The 16053-nt window shown below is 42.7% G+C and carries 12 protein-coding genes and 13 tRNA genes; 10 read left to right on the top strand and 15 right to left on the bottom strand.

What is annotated here, in order from left to right:
* The first annotated feature begins 28 nt into the window (after positions 1–28).
* Positions 29–1058 (top strand): IS630 family transposase gene (locus ACSLBF_RS03620; protein WP_440056190.1). Its coding sequence is split into 2 segments (ribosomal slippage): positions 29–480 and positions 479–1058, totalling 1032 coding nucleotides; the frame shifts between segments, so codons are not numbered across the junction.
* A 340-nt stretch (positions 1059–1398) separates the two neighbouring features.
* On the opposite strand, the gene ACSLBF_RS03615 is transcribed toward ACSLBF_RS03620, so the two are convergent.
* The 7 genes from ACSLBF_RS03615 to ACSLBF_RS03585 form a co-directional block, all read right to left on the bottom strand.
* Positions 1399–1474: transfer RNA gene (locus ACSLBF_RS03615), tRNA-Glu, on the bottom strand.
* A 182-nt stretch (positions 1475–1656) separates the two neighbouring features.
* A tRNA-Glu gene (locus ACSLBF_RS03610) sits at positions 1657–1732 on the bottom strand.
* Positions 1733–1806: 74 nt separating this feature from the next.
* A tRNA-Glu gene (locus tag ACSLBF_RS03605) sits at positions 1807–1882 on the bottom strand.
* A gap of 74 nt (positions 1883–1956) precedes the next feature.
* Positions 1957–2032, bottom strand: a tRNA-Glu gene (locus ACSLBF_RS03600).
* A 182-nt stretch (positions 2033–2214) separates the two neighbouring features.
* Positions 2215–2290: transfer RNA gene (locus tag ACSLBF_RS03595), tRNA-Glu, on the bottom strand.
* Between the two features lie 182 nt (positions 2291–2472).
* Positions 2473–2548 (bottom strand) — tRNA-Glu (locus ACSLBF_RS03590).
* 77 nt (positions 2549–2625) lie between these two features.
* A tRNA-Ala gene (locus ACSLBF_RS03585) sits at positions 2626–2701 on the bottom strand.
* Between the two features lie 540 nt (positions 2702–3241).
* Here ACSLBF_RS03585 and ACSLBF_RS03580 point away from each other — a divergent pair.
* The 8 genes from ACSLBF_RS03580 (at position 3242) to ACSLBF_RS03545 (ending at position 6454) form a co-directional block, all read left to right on the top strand.
* Positions 3242–3317 (top strand) — tRNA-Val (locus tag ACSLBF_RS03580).
* A gap of 117 nt (positions 3318–3434) precedes the next feature.
* Positions 3435–3510: transfer RNA gene (locus ACSLBF_RS03575), tRNA-Val, on the top strand.
* Between the two features lie 38 nt (positions 3511–3548).
* Positions 3549–3624 (top strand) — tRNA-Val (locus tag ACSLBF_RS03570).
* Positions 3625–3741: 117 nt separating this feature from the next.
* Positions 3742–3817 (top strand) — tRNA-Val (locus tag ACSLBF_RS03565).
* 38 nt (positions 3818–3855) lie between these two features.
* Positions 3856–3931, top strand: a tRNA-Val gene (locus ACSLBF_RS03560).
* Between the two features lie 5 nt (positions 3932–3936).
* Positions 3937–4221 (top strand): hypothetical protein, encoded by a 285-nt coding sequence (locus ACSLBF_RS03555; RefSeq protein WP_440055241.1) that lies wholly within the window; start codon positions 3937–3939, stop codon positions 4219–4221.
* Positions 4222–4282: 61 nt separating this feature from the next.
* Positions 4283–4358: transfer RNA gene (locus tag ACSLBF_RS03550), tRNA-Val, on the top strand.
* 443 nt (positions 4359–4801) lie between these two features.
* Positions 4802–6454: a response regulator gene (locus ACSLBF_RS03545; RefSeq protein WP_440055240.1), complete on the top strand. Its 1653-nt coding sequence runs from the start codon at positions 4802–4804 to the stop codon at positions 6452–6454.
* A 6-nt stretch (positions 6455–6460) separates the two neighbouring features.
* Here ACSLBF_RS03545 and msrB read toward each other — a convergent pair whose 3' ends face one another.
* From msrB to ACSLBF_RS03515, 6 genes are all read right to left on the bottom strand, one after another.
* On the bottom strand, positions 6461–6901 hold the full coding sequence (gene msrB / locus ACSLBF_RS03540; protein ID WP_440055239.1) for a peptide-methionine (R)-S-oxide reductase MsrB: 441 nt from the start codon (positions 6899–6901) through the stop codon (positions 6461–6463).
* A gap of 40 nt (positions 6902–6941) precedes the next feature.
* The gene (locus tag ACSLBF_RS03535; protein WP_440055238.1) at positions 6942–7424 is read right to left on the bottom strand and encodes a DUF2919 domain-containing protein; all 483 of its coding nucleotides are present in this window, start codon (positions 7422–7424) and stop codon (positions 6942–6944) included.
* Positions 7425–7441: 17 nt separating this feature from the next.
* The gene (gene ligA / locus ACSLBF_RS03530; protein WP_440055237.1) at positions 7442–9463 is read right to left on the bottom strand and encodes an NAD-dependent DNA ligase LigA; all 2022 of its coding nucleotides are present in this window, start codon (positions 9461–9463) and stop codon (positions 7442–7444) included.
* Between the two features lie 92 nt (positions 9464–9555).
* Positions 9556–10260, bottom strand: a complete 705-nt coding sequence (gene zipA, locus ACSLBF_RS03525; RefSeq protein ID WP_440055236.1) for a cell division protein ZipA — start codon at positions 10258–10260, stop codon at positions 9556–9558.
* An 18-nt stretch (positions 10261–10278) separates the two neighbouring features.
* Positions 10279–13665, bottom strand: coding sequence for a chromosome segregation SMC family protein (locus ACSLBF_RS03520; RefSeq protein ID WP_440055235.1), 3387 nt, complete (start codon positions 13663–13665; stop codon positions 10279–10281).
* Positions 13666–13743: 78 nt separating this feature from the next.
* A complete protein-coding gene (locus ACSLBF_RS03515) occupies positions 13744–14478 on the bottom strand; it encodes a TrmH family RNA methyltransferase (RefSeq protein WP_440055234.1) in 735 nt (244 codons plus the stop codon).
* 114 nt (positions 14479–14592) lie between these two features.
* On the opposite strand from ACSLBF_RS03515, the gene ACSLBF_RS03510 reads away from it, so the two are divergent.
* Complete coding sequence (locus tag ACSLBF_RS03510) at positions 14593–14901, top strand: hypothetical protein (protein WP_440055233.1); 309 nt, start codon at positions 14593–14595, stop codon at positions 14899–14901.
* 60 nt (positions 14902–14961) lie between these two features.
* Here the strand turns inward: ACSLBF_RS03510 and ACSLBF_RS03505 are convergent, their stop codons facing one another.
* Together ACSLBF_RS03505 and ACSLBF_RS03500 are read right to left on the bottom strand one after the other, a co-directional pair.
* Positions 14962–15555 carry a CBS domain-containing protein gene (locus ACSLBF_RS03505; RefSeq protein WP_440055232.1) on the bottom strand — a complete coding sequence of 198 codons (594 nt, stop codon included), beginning with the start codon at positions 15553–15555 and terminating at the stop codon, positions 14962–14964.
* Between the two features lie 50 nt (positions 15556–15605).
* On the bottom strand, positions 15606–15881 hold the full coding sequence (locus ACSLBF_RS03500; protein WP_440055231.1) for a hypothetical protein: 276 nt from the start codon (positions 15879–15881) through the stop codon (positions 15606–15608).
* Positions 15882–16053: the final 172 nt, after the last annotated feature.

Genomic DNA, 16053 nt, shown 5'->3' with positions numbered 1-16053 from the left:
TCCAATTATCATCGAAGTGATAGTGATTTTGCAGCCCTCTGAATTTATTAAGCTCTCCAAACAGACTAAAGATCCAAGAAAGAAAGTGCGCATGCTCGCACTAGCTCATTTCTTTGAAGGTAAATCTCGCTATCAGATTGCTGAATACTTAAAGGTCAGCCGTACTAGCGTGAATAAATGGGTGAAAGACTATCTCGACTATGGGTTAGAAGGCTTGGAGGAATTACCTCGCTCGGGCCGCCCTTGCAAACTTGATGATTCACAGCTGAAGCAGCTTAAAGCATTTGTACTCAACTCTATAAACCGCACGGAAGGTGGTCGGCTAACATTAGAAGATATTCAGCAGTATATATCTGAGTCTTTTAACATAGAATACGAGTTGTCGGCCGTTCACAGGCTATTGAAAAGGCAAAACTTCTCATGGATTAGCAGTCGGTCAATCCACCCCAAAGGAGATCAAGCTCGCCAGAAAGCTTTTAAAAAACTTTGAGCTGGAAACGATCCTTCACATCCCGGGACACCTTCTCCCTGAACGCATTGATGTGTGGTTTCAGGATGAAGCACGATTTGGTCAGCAAACTTCGACTACAAAAGTTTGGGCTGAAAAAGGCTCACGTCCAAGAGTCGTAAAGCAGCAACAATTCGAATATGCCTATCTATTTGGCGCAGTGTGTCCGACGACTGGTGAAACAGAAGCACTCATCTCACCTTTAGTGAATAAAGAAGCCATGTATTGTCACCTGGAACAAATATCACAAAAGACTCAACCAGGAAGAATGGCTGTGGTCGTGATGGATCGCGCAGCCTGGCACTTCAAAGATGGTTTAGTAAAAGGCTTGGAGAATGTAGTGATCATCAGGCTGCCGCCTTATTCCCCAGAGTTAAACCCCATAGAACAAGTGTGGAGTTGGCTCAGACAACATAAGCTGTCAAACAGAACGTTTGCAAACTACGATGACATTTTGGAGCAGGTAAGTGATGCATGGAATGCGTTTATCTCATGTGCTGACAGGGTGAAATCATTGTGCTTTAGGGACTGGATAAATCTGACCAGTTAATTATTCAAAATGGTATGAGTTGATCAACTTTGAGTCGAGAAAAGCGAGTTAATAACTCCGCTCTCGCGCCCTGCTACCGCTAAGGTATCTACATCCGTGTAGGAAAAGAAAAAATTTGCTATTTAGTTATTATTTTTAACGCAGTTAGCAGCAGCTTTTATCTCTCAAATTGATCAGATATTAGTGTGAATTGGTATAAATTTAAGGTGTTCAACAGCCGATGCAATGTCATTTCGACAGAGAAAAGATAACTATAAGTTTTTAGAAAAAATTTAAAAAAGGGGTATATATAATGAATATTAAAAAAGAGTGATTAAGGAAGAAGTTAATCCTGAAATGATGGCGTCCCCTAGGGGATTCGAACCCCTGTTACCGCCGTGAAAGGGCGGTGTCCTAGGCCTCTAGACGAAGGGGACGCAGAAATTGCCTTGCAAATCGATGATTTGCTATTTCTGCGTAAGGTGAGACCGATCCAGCGAGGCGAACGGCATTTTCCTCTTGCAGAAATACTCAGTTATAAAACTGAAATTCTGTGTCACTAGGACTGGTTATTTATACTCTTACCATACGAGCTTCTTGGCTTTGCACTTCTAGGAAGTGGCGTCCCCTAGGGGATTCGAACCCCTGTTACCGCCGTGAAAGGGCGGTGTCCTAGGCCTCTAGACGAAGGGGACAACAAAAGCTGTCACTAGGACTGGTTATTTACACTCTTACCATACGAGCTTTCTGGCTTTGCACTTCTAGGAAGTGGCGTCCCCTAGGGGATTCGAACCCCTGTTACCGCCGTGAAAGGGCGGTGTCCTAGGCCTCTAGACGAAGGGGACAACAAAAGCTGTCACTAGGACTGGTTATTTATACTCTTACCATACGAGCTTTTTGGCTTTGCACTTCTAGGAAGTGGCGTCCCCTAGGGGATTCGAACCCCTGTTACCGCCGTGAAAGGGCGGTGTCCTAGGCCTCTAGACGAAGGGGACGCAGAAATTGCCTTGCAAATCGATGATTTGCTATTTCTGCGTAAGGTGAGACCGAGCCAGCGAGGCGAACGGCATTTTCCTCTTGCAGAAATACTCAGTTATAAAACTGAAATTCTGTGTCACTAGGACTGGTTATTTACACTCTTACCATACGAGCTTTTTGGCTTTGCACTTCTAGGAAGTGGCGTCCCCTAGGGGATTCGAACCCCTGTTACCGCCGTGAAAGGGCGGTGTCCTAGGCCTCTAGACGAAGGGGACGCAGAAATTGCCTTGCAAATCGATGATTTGCTATTTCTGCGTAAGGTGAGACCGAGCCAGCGAGGCGAACGGCATTTTCCTCTTGCAGAAATACTCAGTTATAAAACTGAAATTCTGTGTCACTAGGACTGGTTATTTACACTCTTACCATACGAGCTTTTTGGCTTTGCACTTCTAGGAAGTGGCGTCCCCTAGGGGATTCGAACCCCTGTTACCGCCGTGAAAGGGCGGTGTCCTAGGCCTCTAGACGAAGGGGACACAGCGCACCCTTCAATTAGCACTCGAGGCTAAGAAAGGTGAATATGTACTAGGACATTAATGCACTTCAGTGAACTTGGTGGAGCTAGACGGGATCGAACCGTCGACCTCTTGCATGCCATGCAAGCGCTCTCCCAGCTGAGCTATAGCCCCAATAATTCAGGCTTCAAAATACAGCCTGTATCGCTGAGTGCGGGGCGCATTCTATGCACCACAAAAAACAAAGTCAACAACTTTTGCGAAAGTTTTTCTTAACTGATTCATTTTAAATCAGGAAGCGTAGAATATGATCAAATATGCCTAATAATCAAGCGATAAACTGCTTTCAGCCTAAATCTTTATCAAACCTAATGCAGACTGCTAAGTGTCGTAATATAAGGACGTGCGAAAAATCAGCAACGATTAACAAGGACTTAAAATAATGGTGCTTTTATTTATCTTATTTCAACACTTACTTTCCCCAGCTTTTGTTGATATGAATATACCCCCTTCCTGTTAAGTGTGCTTGAAAACATCTCCATTTCACGTTGTTCCTATTTAAATCAGGCCGATTTATTTGCTCTTATAATGAAGAGCGTTTTGAGGTGGATATAAATAAACCAAACAGTACTAATTTTTAAAGTTTTGTGTTGACACTTTTGCAAGTAGACCTATAATACCGCCCCACAACGACAAACGTTGTTGAAAAAACTCGGGTTGTTAGCTCAGTTGGGAGAGCATCGCCCTTACAAGGCGAGGGTCACTGGTTCAAGTCCAGTACAACCCACCACTTTGATGCTCCTAGAGCATCGCCGCCCTCTTTTACAAGATGGCGAGGGTCACTGGATTTAGCCCAGTAAATCCCACCACTTCATTCTTTAAGTGGATAAATTAAAGAACACAATTTGGGTTGTTAGCTCAGTTGGGAGAGCATCGCCCTTACAAGGCGAGGGTCACTGGTTCAAGTCCAGTACAACCCACCACTTCATTCTTTAAGTGGCTAAATTAAAGAACATAATTTGGGTTGTTAGCTCAGTTGGGAGAGCATCGCCCTTACAAGGCGAGGGTCACTGGTTCAAGTCCAGTACAACCCACCATTTTGATGTTCCTAGAGCATCACCGCCTTCTTTAGCAAGAAGGCAAGGGTCTCTGGATTTAGTCTAGTAAACCCCACCACTTCATTCTTTAAGTGGCTAAATGAAAGAACACAATTTGGGTTGTTAGCTCAGTTGGGAGAGCATCGCCCTTACAAGGCGAGGGTCACTGGTTCAAGTCCAGTACAACCCACCACTTCATTCTTTAAGTGGCTAAATTAAAGAACACAATTTGGGTTGTTAGCTCAGTTGGGAGAGCATCGCCCTTACAAGGCGAGGGTCACTGGTTCAAGTCCAGTACAACCCACCATTTTGATGTTCCTAGAGCATCGCCGCCCTCTTTTACAAGAAGGCGAGGGTCCTGGTTCAAGTCCAGTACAACCCACCACTTTGATGTTCCTAGAGCATCGCCGCCCTCTTTTACAAGAAGGCAAGGGTCCTGGTTCAAGTCCAGTACAACCCACCATTTTGATGTTCCTAGAGCATCGCCGCCCTCTTTTACAAGAAGGCGAGGGTCCTGGTTCAAGTCCAGTACAACCCACCACTTTGATGTTCCTAGAGCATCGCCGCCCTCTTTTACAAGAAGGCGAGGGTCACTGAATTTAGTCCAGTAAATCCCACCACTTCATTCTTTAAGTGGCTAAATGAAAGAACACAATTTGGGTTGTTAGCTCAGTTGGGAGAGCATCGCCCTTACAAGGCGAGGGTCACTGGTTCAAGTCCAGTACAACCCACCATTTTGATGTTCCTAAAACATCACCACCCTCTTTCACAAGAAGGCGAGGGTTTCCGGCTACACTCCAGTACAACCCATCATCTTGATATTGCAAAAAACATCCCCCGATTTAGAGCAAACTAAAACTTGCAACTTCAACTTTTCCACTCCTGTCTAAATTATTGTTCAAATATCATCCCCTATTGGTTTGTATTAGCTAAAATTGTTTTTATACCAATCTACTTAATGAAGTGAGTTATTAATGAGGATTGGTATTGCTGTTGCTCAAATTTAATGAGTTTCGCATTAGCGGTTAACGAACTAAATACAGTACCTGCAAGTCATTTGCAAAAGTGTAAGCCTGAAATAGCACTTTCAGTTTCAATGAATGATTCGATTATATGGAGCGTTACCTGATTTTTATTTTCAAAAAAACACTAAGCTTACTAGACTTTATCAGTAGGTATGGGGATTAAAACTAAACATATGGCTGCCAATCCAAGACAAGACGCAAAAATTCTGATAATAGAAGATCAGCCTTTGGCGTTGAGCTATATGAAACAATCTTTGGAACAACTCAACTTCAAGTCTCTCCGCTTAGCTGATTCTGCCGCTACAGCAAAAGAGCTGTGCGTACTTACTAAATTTGATTTGATCATTTGTTCATTTGGCCTAAGTAAAAAGCAAAATGGCTATCAGCTATATGAAGAACTAAAGAGTAAGCGTCTTATTCGCTTGTCTACAGCATTTATCTTTATTTCTTCAGAAACGAGTCCTGAGTTAGTCCACAGTGTTTTAGAATTACAACCAGATGACTTTTTAGTGAAGCCATTTACCATCAAAGAGCTTAAAGCACGTATCGATAAGGTTTTAAAAAGAAAACAATCCCTCGGAAAGATCTTTAATTTAATAGATGATGGTAATCACTCAAAAGCATTAAAAACTATTAATGAAGAACTAGAAAACGAGGATCACCACTACGCGCCATTATTGCTTAAGCTGAAAGGAGAACTACTTGTTCAACTCAATCAACTTGAAGACGCAAAACAATTTTATAAGTCAATTTTATCATTGCAAAAGTTCACTTGGGCTAAGCTTGGCCTTGTAGAAACCCTAATTAAAAACAACGAGGACGTACTGGCTCAGCAGATGCTGAAAAGCATGATAGAAAAGCAAGACACGCGTTTACCTGCGCTCGATTTGCTAAGCAAATTAGAGATCAAACTCAATCAATACGAACGAGCCCAATCTCTGCTGCAAGAAGCCATCGATATTGCTCCGCGCAACATAGATAGACAAAAGTCGTTAAGCCGAGTTGCTGAGCTAAATCACGACTATGAAGTTAGGTACAGAGCACATAAAGATATCGCTATGCTTGCAAAGCACTCCATTCATGACAGCCCTGAAGTCTACCTCAACGCAGCCAGAGCAGGCATTGATCTCGCGCTCAGTACCGAGCAAGGTGAACAGATAACCCGATTAACTCGGCAAACTCAGCAATACTTGACAGAGCTCAAACAACAATTTCCAAATTTGAACAATCAAGAGCAAATCGACGTGCTGCATGCCAGAATGCACTATTTGAAAGATGAGCATAAAAAGGCAAAACAGTTACTTGAGCAGATAGATGATGAACCGATGATCCGTTCTATTGACGACACCTTGGATAAAGCCAAAGCTTACCATGAAGTCGGCCTGAGCAGTAAAGCACAAAATTTATATAATCAAGTTATTGACCATTGCGAGCGTAAAGGCAGCAAAACGGATTCGGTGACCATGCAACTGTTGTATCAACAAAGAAAAGAAAAGCAAGAAATTACCATGGGCCCTAAAGAATTAAACAACCATGCGGTCACCCAATTCAAAAAAGGTCACCTAGAAACCGCTTTAGAGGCTTTCACTCAAGCATTTCGTATTATGCCGAAAAACCTCAGTATCGCCTTGAACTTATTACAGTGTTTGTGCGACAGCACAGCTAGAAATGGAGGTACTTTTAACACCCAACTCGCCAAACGTTGTTACACCCTATTAAGTGAAAGCGTGTTAGACAAAGAACAGCAAGAGCGATTTGCAAACTTGCTTAACCGCCTTAAAGAGATGGGGTTAGAGTACATGTAGCGCAAATTATTTTTTAACTAGGGAGAGTGCGTTAACACAGTAACGTAATCCACTAGGCTCTGGCCCATCGGGAAATACGTGTCCCAAGTGGCTATCGCAAACATTACAGCATATCTCAACTCTTTTCATTCCATGCGAATAATCTGCATCGTATTTTATAGAAGCAATATTTGCAGGCTGTGTGAAAGCAGGCCAACCAGAACCACTGTCGAACTTTTCTTGGCCATCAAATAGCAACTCATCACAGCATACACAGTAATATTGCCCTGGTTCGAATACCGTGCAGCTACCCGAGCTAAAAGGTCTTTCCGTTCCTTTTTCACGGGTGATCGAATAAACTTCAGTTGATAGTTGCTCTTGCCACTGTTGAGGTGTTTTTTCTACTCGTCGCGGCGCTGTAGGATTACCATTACGAGCAAAATTTAAAATATCTATCCACTTTAACATTGTGTTATTCACTCCCCAATTTGCTAGAAATTTAGACCCACTATTTTTTTGCTTCAGGCTCTGGCCAATCTGCAAAAAAATGACTCAGATATCGGCTTCTCATTAAATAAAGTAACGTCCAAATCACCAATACTGCTTGCACTGCAATATACGCAGAAAAGTGATAATGGAACTTTGAAGCCTGAACAATCAACCAAACTAAATCCAGGCTAGCGGAAATAATCAGCGGTAAACGCATAAACCGCCATACTTTTGCAAGTTTAGGTGAACTCGTTGGTCTTCTCATGGAGAAAATAACAGCTGGAACAACTGCTATCGTCGCAATAGCCGATGAAATAAAAAAATCCGATTTAGTATTAAAGAATAGCGACATCAGATCTAAATCTGGACGCCAAGTCAGTGCAGATACTAACCAAAGGAAAAACGGTCGAAGCAGCACCAATAGCGCAAAATTAAATGCGATAGGCGTCCTGTAAACACCGTATTTATCCCAATATTCTGGACCATATCTTTGCTGCTTCATTGTTATCTCACGTGTGGCTATGCTTCATGCTCTGCAAGCAATGCAATCAATGCATCTTCATCAAAAACGTTAACACCTAAGTCTTGAGCTTTGGTTAATTTTGAGCCCGCTTTTTCACCAGCAAACAACGCATCGGTATTTTTTGATACACTGCCCGCAACCTTAGCGCCTAACGCTTGTAATCGAGCTTTAGCATCGTTGCGGTTTAACTGGTTTAGTGTCCCTGTAAGCACATAAGTCAATCCCGCAAGCGGTTGCTCATCTTGTGATTTCTGCTCCACAACCTGCCAGCTGACTCCAACATCGATAAGTGCGCTAACGACCTCTTGATTATGCGGCTCCGCAAAAAAGCTATGAATATGCTGCGCTACTACCACACCGACATCATTGACTTCTTGTAAGCTATCAATGGAGGCATTCATCACATTTTCAAGCGTAGCGAAGTGACTTGCTAAGTTTTGTGCGGTTGCCTCACCAACTTCCCTAATTCCCAATGAGTAAAGAAACTTCGCTAATGTTGTCTGTTTTGCAGCTTCAAGCGCCGCGACTAGGTTTTTAGCCGACTTAGGACCCATTCTTTCCAGCGACTCAATATGTCCCTGTCGTAACACAAACAAATCAGCTGGTGTTTTTATTAACTCTCGCTCTACCAGCTGCTCAACGATTTTGTCACCTAAGCCATCGATGTCCAGCGCTTTACGCGACGCAAAGTGTTTAATCGCTTCTTTTCTTTGTGCTCGACAAACAAGACCACCTGTACAACGAGCAACCGCTTCACCTTCTACACGCTCAACATGAGAATCACATACCGGACACGTCGCAGGAAACGATATTTCTTTCGCATCGTCTGGGCGTCTTTCAAGCACAACCTGTGTGACCTGAGGGATCACGTCTCCAGCTCGTCGAATAATTACGGTATCGCCTATTTTTACGCCTAAGCGCGCAATTTCATCACCATTATGTAAAGTCGCATTAGAAACGGTTACACCGCCGACAAATACCGGCTCTAACCTAGCTACTGGTGTGATTGCCCCTGTACGCCCAACCTGAAATTCGACATCAATTAACTTAGTCACTTCTTCTTGTGCAGGAAACTTGTATGCAATAGCCCATCTCGGCGCCCTTGCAACAAAGCCAAGCTGCTCCTGATAAAGCTTGCTATTGACTTTGATCACTACGCCATCTATTTCATAATCAAGTTCAGCTCGGCGCGCTAGGATGTCAGCGTAATATTGCAAAGCTTGCTCTGCATTTTGTACTAATTTGGTTTCTGGGCACATAGGTAGTCCCCAAGCCTTGAGTTGCTGAAGTTGTGCAAAGTGCTCAGCAGCTAACTCAGCGCCTTCAACAAGTCCCACTGAATAGGAATAAAACATTAGTGGCCGTTTGGCTGTGACTTTAGAATCGAGTTGGCGCAAGCTCCCTGCTGCCGCATTTCTTGGGTTAGCGAACGTTTTCTCACCTTTGGCAAAGGCTTGCTCATTTAGCTTTGCAAAGCCTGCTGAATCCATAAAAACTTCACCACGTACTTCAAGCTCTTGTGGGATATTATCGCCACGCAGCTTTAACGGTACATTACGGATTGTTTTCACATTTTCAGTGATGTTTTCGCCGACTTGGCCGTCACCACGGGTAGCTGCTTGGACTAATACACCATCCCGATACAAAATTGATACAGCCAGCCCATCCAACTTTGGTTCACAGCAAAACGGTAGGTCATCGTTTACCAGTAACCGCTCTTTGATACGTCGGTTGAATGCTGTAAATTCAGCTTCATCAAATGCATTATCTAGCGAAAGCATCGGTAAACGGTGAGTCACCTGTTCAAATTTACTTAACGCCTCACCGCCCACTTTTTGTGATGGCGAATCTGCACTTTGAAACTCCGGGTTTTGTTGTTCTAGCGCAATCAATTGGCGCATTAAACGATCATATTCAGCGTCGGGAACTGTTGGCTTATCCATCACATAGTATTGATAGTTATAGTCTTCTAGTTGCGCTCTAAGTGCCGTAATTTCGCTTTCAATCGTGTTTGACATCTGGACCTCTTAAATACAAAAAGCCACTGACATTAAGGCAGTGGCTTAATACTACCAACAGTGTTGGTATAAATAGCTCTAACCAACTGAAGTTAAGCGGCAAATTCTCTTACTTTCTCAACATATCCGCGCACAGCTTCTACCGTCAATGGTTCTCTATTACTATCGAGTACGGTCGCGCCAAATTCCTCAGCCAGTTTTTTCGACGCACTGTGCAACATATTAAATGCAGCCAAGTTATCACCTTCACAAGGTAGAGTCATAAATAGACTCACACCAGCAGTGCTAAACTGTTCCATGTTATCAATATCAAAGGTGCCAGGGTTGTACATATTTACCAAACGGAACAACACTGGGCCATTCCCTGACGGTTCAAGGTGGCGGTTAAAAAAGCCTTCTTCTGAATATTTAAAACCTAGACTTAATACTGTCGGTAATAAACGAGAACCGGCCATCGTCAGGCCTTCAGGCATTTGCACGTGCAAAATAATAAAATCTTGGGGTTCAGCGGCCGCAGAGTCTTCGGTTTCAGTTTGAGCATCATTCGTCTCGCTAGACTCAGTTTGAAGTTCTACTTCAAAATGCTCACTACGTTCCTCATCAACAGCGCTGAAGGCCATTTCACCCAACTCAGGTTCATCCGTTGTTTCTCTGTTAACTTCAGAGTCCGGATCAGGCTGACTACTCAGCTTATTTTCAGCTTCTTTTTTCCTAACTGACCAAAGTCCATGAATGAGTAACCCGCCTATGATCAGCGCACTGATCACAATTAATGCCCATCTTAATTCTGTGGCCATTGCTCACCTTTCTTGTTGTTATGCCTGTGCCATCTGCACTGCTTGCTCTATATCTACGGCTACCATACGAGACACACCCGGTTCCGCCATGGTAACCCCCGTCAGTCTACCCGCCATTTCCATCGCGACTTTGTTATGACTGATATAAATAAATTGCACCGTTTGCGACATTTCTTCCACTAGCCGGCAAAAACGACCGACATTGGCATCGTCCAAAGGCGCATCTACCTCATCCAGCATACAAAAAGGGGCTGGATTGAGCCTGAATATTGAAAATACCAATGATAATGCGGTCAGCGCTTTTTCTCCACCACTTAACAAGTGAATTGTTGAGTTTTTCTTTCCTGGCGGCCTTGCCATGATGCTCACACCGCTTTCCAGCAAATCATCACTGGTCAATTCTAAGTACGCGCTCCCACCCCCAAATACTTTTGGAAATAATTCAGCGAGATCTTCATTCACCTGATTAAAGGTCACGCTGAAACGGGTTTTAGTCTCTTTATCTATTTTTTTGATTACTGTTTCCAGTGTATCCAAAGCAGCCATCAAGTCATCTAACTGATTATCAAGATATAATTTACGTGCTTTCGCTTCCTCAAACTCGTCAATAGCTGCAAGGTTTACCGCACCTAGACGTCCAATATCGGAGGTAACGTTTGTTAGTGTTGCTTGATACTGACTCAAGTTTGCATCTTCAGGTAAAGATTCCAGCTCCGTTTTTAATGTTCTTTGTAACTCTTGTAAAGGTTCTAGCGCGCTTTGCGCTTTTATCATTAGGCTTTGTTCTTCTAACTTCAGTTGTTGTAGCTGTTCAGTGAGTTTTGAAGCTTCGCCTTCAACATCTTTTAATGCTTTTTGTTTTTCTACTAAAGCATGTTTGGCCTGTTCCAACGAGTCTAATAATTGCTGCTTGCGCTCACCTTGTTCAACATGCTGAACAAGTAAGCGTTCAATTTCTTCCGTCGCTTCTGCTAACGGCTCTTCGCAAAGCAATACATCCTGCTGAGCTTGCCGTAAACGACTTTCAAAGTCTTCAACTCGTAACTTCAAACTGGTCAGCTTTGATTCACTAAGTTGGCGCTCACTTTGTACTTGCTGCATTTTAAGCTTAGCTTGATGCGCTGCATTTTGTGTTGACTGCTGCGTAACCCTAAGCGATTGTAATTCCCGGTTATGGTGCTGTAGCTGCTGCTCTGACTGAGTTTGCTGCTCTATAAAAGTTGCCAGTCTTTGTTCTACTTCAAGTAACTTTTCATCTTCAACAAGTAAGTCTTCACTCACTTTTTCAAGTTCTTCTTCAAGACTTTGCTTTTGCTCGATAAGTTTATTTTTTGTGTGTTGCCAACTGGCTAATTGTGATTCCAGCATTTCCAGCTTAGTTTTGCTGGCAGTCACGGCTTGTGCTTGCGCATGGACTTGCTCTTGCACAGCACCCAGCTCAGCACGCGCATTATCAGCCTTTAAATGTAATTCTTTAAGTTCAGACTCAGAGCACTCTAACTCTTTGCGCAAGCCTGGAAGCATTTGTTGGCACTGCTCAAGTTTTGCTAGGCGCTTGAGTGTTCCAACTTGATTGTCTCCGCTTAATATGGCTTTAAAGTTTTCGCCAACAATGACTCCCTGCGGGGTCACCCCAGCAATGAATTCCTCGCTGGGAATATATTCTTCTTTTTCAATTAACTGTAGTTTACATAACAAGGTTGGATAGACACCTTGTTGTATTTTTTCTGCAACAGAGCCAGGTGTTGGGGTTAATTGCACATCTTTAACAACATTTACACCTTCGTGGCCAACCTGCAAGTGCGATAGACCAAGCAGCGCGGCTTCAACACAGTCTTCAAAGCCCTTTTCAGCAACCAACTGTGACAGCATCGCTTTGGCGTTGTCCGACTCAGGTAACTCAATAGATTGTTGCAATGACTTAATTTCCAATTCATTACTTTGTACGTTGCCGCGCTTTTCATCCACCACGCTTTGTTGTTGCTGGCATTGCTTGGATAGATTAGTTAACGATTGCTCACACTGTTGCGCCTGTCTTTGTAACCCTGCCATTGTGGTGGTTAGCTGCTGATGAGTTTGTTGCTGATTAGCTTTTTCATGTGCTGGATTGTGCGATTCTAATGTTTGTAGTTCATTGCCTAAGCTAACTAGCTTCTCTTCTACATGTAATGAGTTCTGTTGTAACTTAGCTTGATGTTGTTGTCGTTGACCAAGCTGGCTTTGTAATTCTCTAAGTTCTGAAAGTAAGCGCTTATTTACCTCTTCACTTTCTAATGTACAAAGCTGTTGTTGTTCTATTTTTTCGTTAATTTCTTCAACCGCTAACTCTGCAATATCCAGAGCTTCAGTCACTTCAAGGATGCGCTGTTCGCTTGCGTCTGTCATCTCTTGCTGTGTATTGAGTTCGTCATGCACCACATGAACTTGTTCGGTAAGCTTTTCTATTAGCTCATTCAGTTGACGTAACTTTTCTGCTAGATGGTGCTTTTGTTGCTCAGTTGAAGCGAGTTGAGTTTCAATTTTATGGAGGCCTGATAGAGCCTGTTGATAGCCGTCATCAAAGTGCCTGATCTCTTGCTCTAAGCTGGCTAAAACATCACTGTGACCAGAGTTTGCCTCATTATAAAATGCCAATTGCTCGTTTAGCTTTTCTATTGCTTGTGATTTTGCCATCTGCTTTTGCTGCAAGCTCTGCCACTTAAGTACAGCTATCCATGCTTTTAAATCTCGCTCTTGTTGTTTTAAGGCTTTATACGTACCCGCTTGCTGCGCTTGTAGCTCTAACTTATCTAACTGGTTTTGTAGCTCTTGACGAACGTCAAGCAAACGTTCTAGGTTTTCTTTGGTGCTTTTGATTCTAGTTTGTGTTTCGCGTCTGCGCTCTTTGTATTTAGAAATCCCTGCAGCTTCTTCTAAAAATATTCTTAGCTCTTGAGGTTTACTCTCAATAAGCCGAGAGATCATGCCTTGTTCAATAATCGCGTAGCTTCTCGGGCCAAGACCTGTACCAAGAAAAATATCAGTGATATCACGCCGCCGGCATTTACTACCATTTAAAAAGTAGAGCGACTGACCATCACGAGTTACCAACCGTTTAATAGCAATTTGAGTTCTATCAGCGAAGGTCCCCGGCAGACGACCTTGGGTATTGTCAAAAATAAGCTCAACAGAGGCTTGAGAAATTGCCTTACGCTTAGTCGAACCATTAAAAATAACATCGGTCATGGCATCGCCACGTAAATTCTTTGCCGAACTTTCGCCCAGCACCCAGCGAACAGCATCAATCACGTTGGATTTGCCACAACCATTCGGACCAACGACGCAGGTCATTTGATCTGGAAATGGTATTTTTGTTGGCTCCACAAAGGATTTAAAACCAGCCAGTTTAATACTGCTTAGGCGCATTGATTCTCGTTATTTTCCTGTCTCGATGGAGTGGCTCGTTTGTCAGAATAAAATAATTTATGCTGAATATCTATGAAGTTATGTAAATTGCCGCTTTATGTTATCCAGTATAATTCCGCTCGCCATTGCAACGTTCAATGACTCTGCGCCACCAAAATTTGGAATGGTTACTTTCTTGGTTATGTATTTTTCCACGGTGCGACTAATACCATGAGATTCGCTTCCCATCACCAGCACTGCTTTTTCATTAAATTGACACTGGTGTACGTTTTCTCCACCAAGAAATGCTCCGTAAACATCGCCTTGGTAAGCGGCCAAAAATTCGCATAGCTCGGTTCTAACCACATCTACACGCACAAATGAACCCATGGTGGCACTAATAACCTTAGGATTAAATTGATCGGCACAGTTTTCACTAACAATCACTTGCTTTAGACCGTACCAATCAGCGACACGAATGATCGTACCTAAATTGCCAGGATCAGAAACTCCATCTAACGCTAAGACTAAACCAGAGGTATCAATTTTTGGCTGTACAGGGATGCTTGTCACTGCGATTGCTGCATTATTGGATACCAATGTACTTACTTTGCAAAGCACGTCTTCTGTTGTTTCGGTGTATTCCAGACCTTGTAATAACTTATTGTGTTTACTGATAAATTCGGGAGTAACGAACAATTGCTGTACCGCTATTTTTGCCGACAGTAACTCAAGCACGTTTTTCTCGCCTTGGACCAAATACAAACCTTGCTGTTTGCGATATTTCTTTTGCCCTAACGAACGGAGTAATTTTTGTTGGTTTTTAGAGATCATGTCCACCTCAATCAAGTCAGTGCTCATTATAACGAAGTGCACGATAATTCGCAGAGCTAGAATGGATATTTGTGATATCTTTTCACAATAACAATGATTGGGAACAAAAGTGACATGACTCCGGAAACAACCCTACTACTGCTCAACCTTGTGATCTTAAGTATTGCTTATTTGTTCATTTATCCTCGATTGAAAGAAAAGTCCATCGCTTCCTTAGCTAAGCAAGACTTGCTCGCTACCGGAGTATCACTGGCCGTGGCAGCTAGCCTCTACTACAACAGCGACACCGCTTTCTCGTTGTTATTTTTTGATAGTAATTGGGTCATCTTTAGCATTGTTGCTTTTTCTATCATTGAAGCGCCATTCGTATATTGGTTTATCAAAAAATATAAAATAGCATTGCGGGAGCCAGACCAAAAATGAAAAAAGGCGCTTGGGGCGCCTTTGCTAACTTTAACTTACATTTTAACTTTTGGAACAAAATCAGATTTCAGCATGGTGCAATACAGTTCCCATTATCTCGCTGAAATTAGTAGCTGGCTTTAAAGAATTTACTGCTTTACCACAGGCTTTTAGCGTATCAATTCGATCAAAGTAACCTATCGGTTGTGATCCCTGCTCATCGGTTACTAATAAATAGTCACAACCATCTACAATCATGGTTTTTAGCACATCACCTACTAACGCTTTATTGAGCTGTTTAATTGGGATCTGCTTCACTTGATGCAATGGCAACATAATGTCACTCACCGTCAAATCTTTGCGCTCACACCCCCTTTTAGCAGCAATACTAAGGATATAACGACTACCGAGCCGAGCATTTGAAATAATACCAATTAGTTGTTCATCGCGATTAACAACAAAGCTTGCGCGCCTATGGGTTCTTTCTAACACGATAATCGCTTCATCTACACTGGCATTTTCATCTACATGCTGCATCGGAGTGAGATGCAAATTGTGCATCAGGCAATGCGCTGGAGCTTGTTCTAGGTTTTCAGTAGGGCAAACTGGAAGATTTTTTTCTACAAGACAGAAATCGGACGCAGTTTGCGTTTTCAATACAGTATAAGTGTTCATGACACACACCTCTCAATTCAAATTAATAAGCACAACAAATAACTAAGTGATTAATTTGAAACTGGTGGCGCCCGTATAGCTGTGGTGTGATGGCGAGTCGCAACTGTTGATTGTGTTGCGTCTTGAGTTGTTAAGAAAGCAAGTGGATAAAACTGAGTTAATACGTCAACCGTTAACTGGTCGTGATCAATATCAAGGCTGTTGTTATCTGGATCCGTAATAATGGTTACGTCAGCCATTGTAGTATCACACTCAGCAATGCCGACCGTTGACAGCGTCAACAGACTCAACATAAATACTGTGATAATCCAATGTGCGAAACGCATAATACTAAGAACCCTTAACTACTTGCTACGTTTAAGTGTATGGACTGCTTGCCAAGTTTACAAGTAGTTATTTTGTTCAACGCGGTAAGCTTATCAATTTTCTTTGATTAATCTTTGTTCTTGTTAACGCAAAAAGCGTAACTGATAAGAATTGTTACGTAATAAATTATCG

Origin of the sequence: Pseudoalteromonas sp. T1lg65 (assembly GCF_051930985.1) — a bacterium.
Lineage (GTDB): Bacteria > Pseudomonadota > Gammaproteobacteria > Enterobacterales > Alteromonadaceae > Pseudoalteromonas.
Note: the sequence above shows the minus strand (reverse complement) of the source record. Positions and strands in the feature narration are given on the sequence as shown.

Coding starts and splice junctions, on each gene's coding strand:
- ACSLBF_RS03555 (WP_440055241.1), top strand. CDS start 3,937: ATGTTCCTAGAGCATCGCCGCCCTCTTTTACAAGAAGGCGAGGGTCCT.
- ACSLBF_RS03545 (WP_440055240.1), top strand. CDS start 4,802: ATGGGGATTAAAACTAAACATATGGCTGCCAATCCAAGACAAGACGCA.
- msrB (WP_440055239.1), bottom strand. CDS start 6,901: ATGTTAAAGTGGATAGATATTTTAAATTTTGCTCGTAATGGTAATCCT.
- ACSLBF_RS03535 (WP_440055238.1), bottom strand. CDS start 7,424: ATGAAGCAGCAAAGATATGGTCCAGAATATTGGGATAAATACGGTGTT.
- ligA (WP_440055237.1), bottom strand. CDS start 9,463: ATGTCAAACACGATTGAAAGCGAAATTACGGCACTTAGAGCGCAACTA.
- zipA (WP_440055236.1), bottom strand. CDS start 10,260: ATGGCCACAGAATTAAGATGGGCATTAATTGTGATCAGTGCGCTGATC.
- ACSLBF_RS03520 (WP_440055235.1), bottom strand. CDS start 13,665: ATGCGCCTAAGCAGTATTAAACTGGCTGGTTTTAAATCCTTTGTGGAG.
- ACSLBF_RS03515 (WP_440055234.1), bottom strand. CDS start 14,478: ATGATCTCTAAAAACCAACAAAAATTACTCCGTTCGTTAGGGCAAAAG.
- ACSLBF_RS03510 (WP_440055233.1), top strand. CDS start 14,593: ATGACTCCGGAAACAACCCTACTACTGCTCAACCTTGTGATCTTAAGT.
- ACSLBF_RS03505 (WP_440055232.1), bottom strand. CDS start 15,555: ATGAACACTTATACTGTATTGAAAACGCAAACTGCGTCCGATTTCTGT.
- ACSLBF_RS03500 (WP_440055231.1), bottom strand. CDS start 15,881: ATGCGTTTCGCACATTGGATTATCACAGTATTTATGTTGAGTCTGTTG.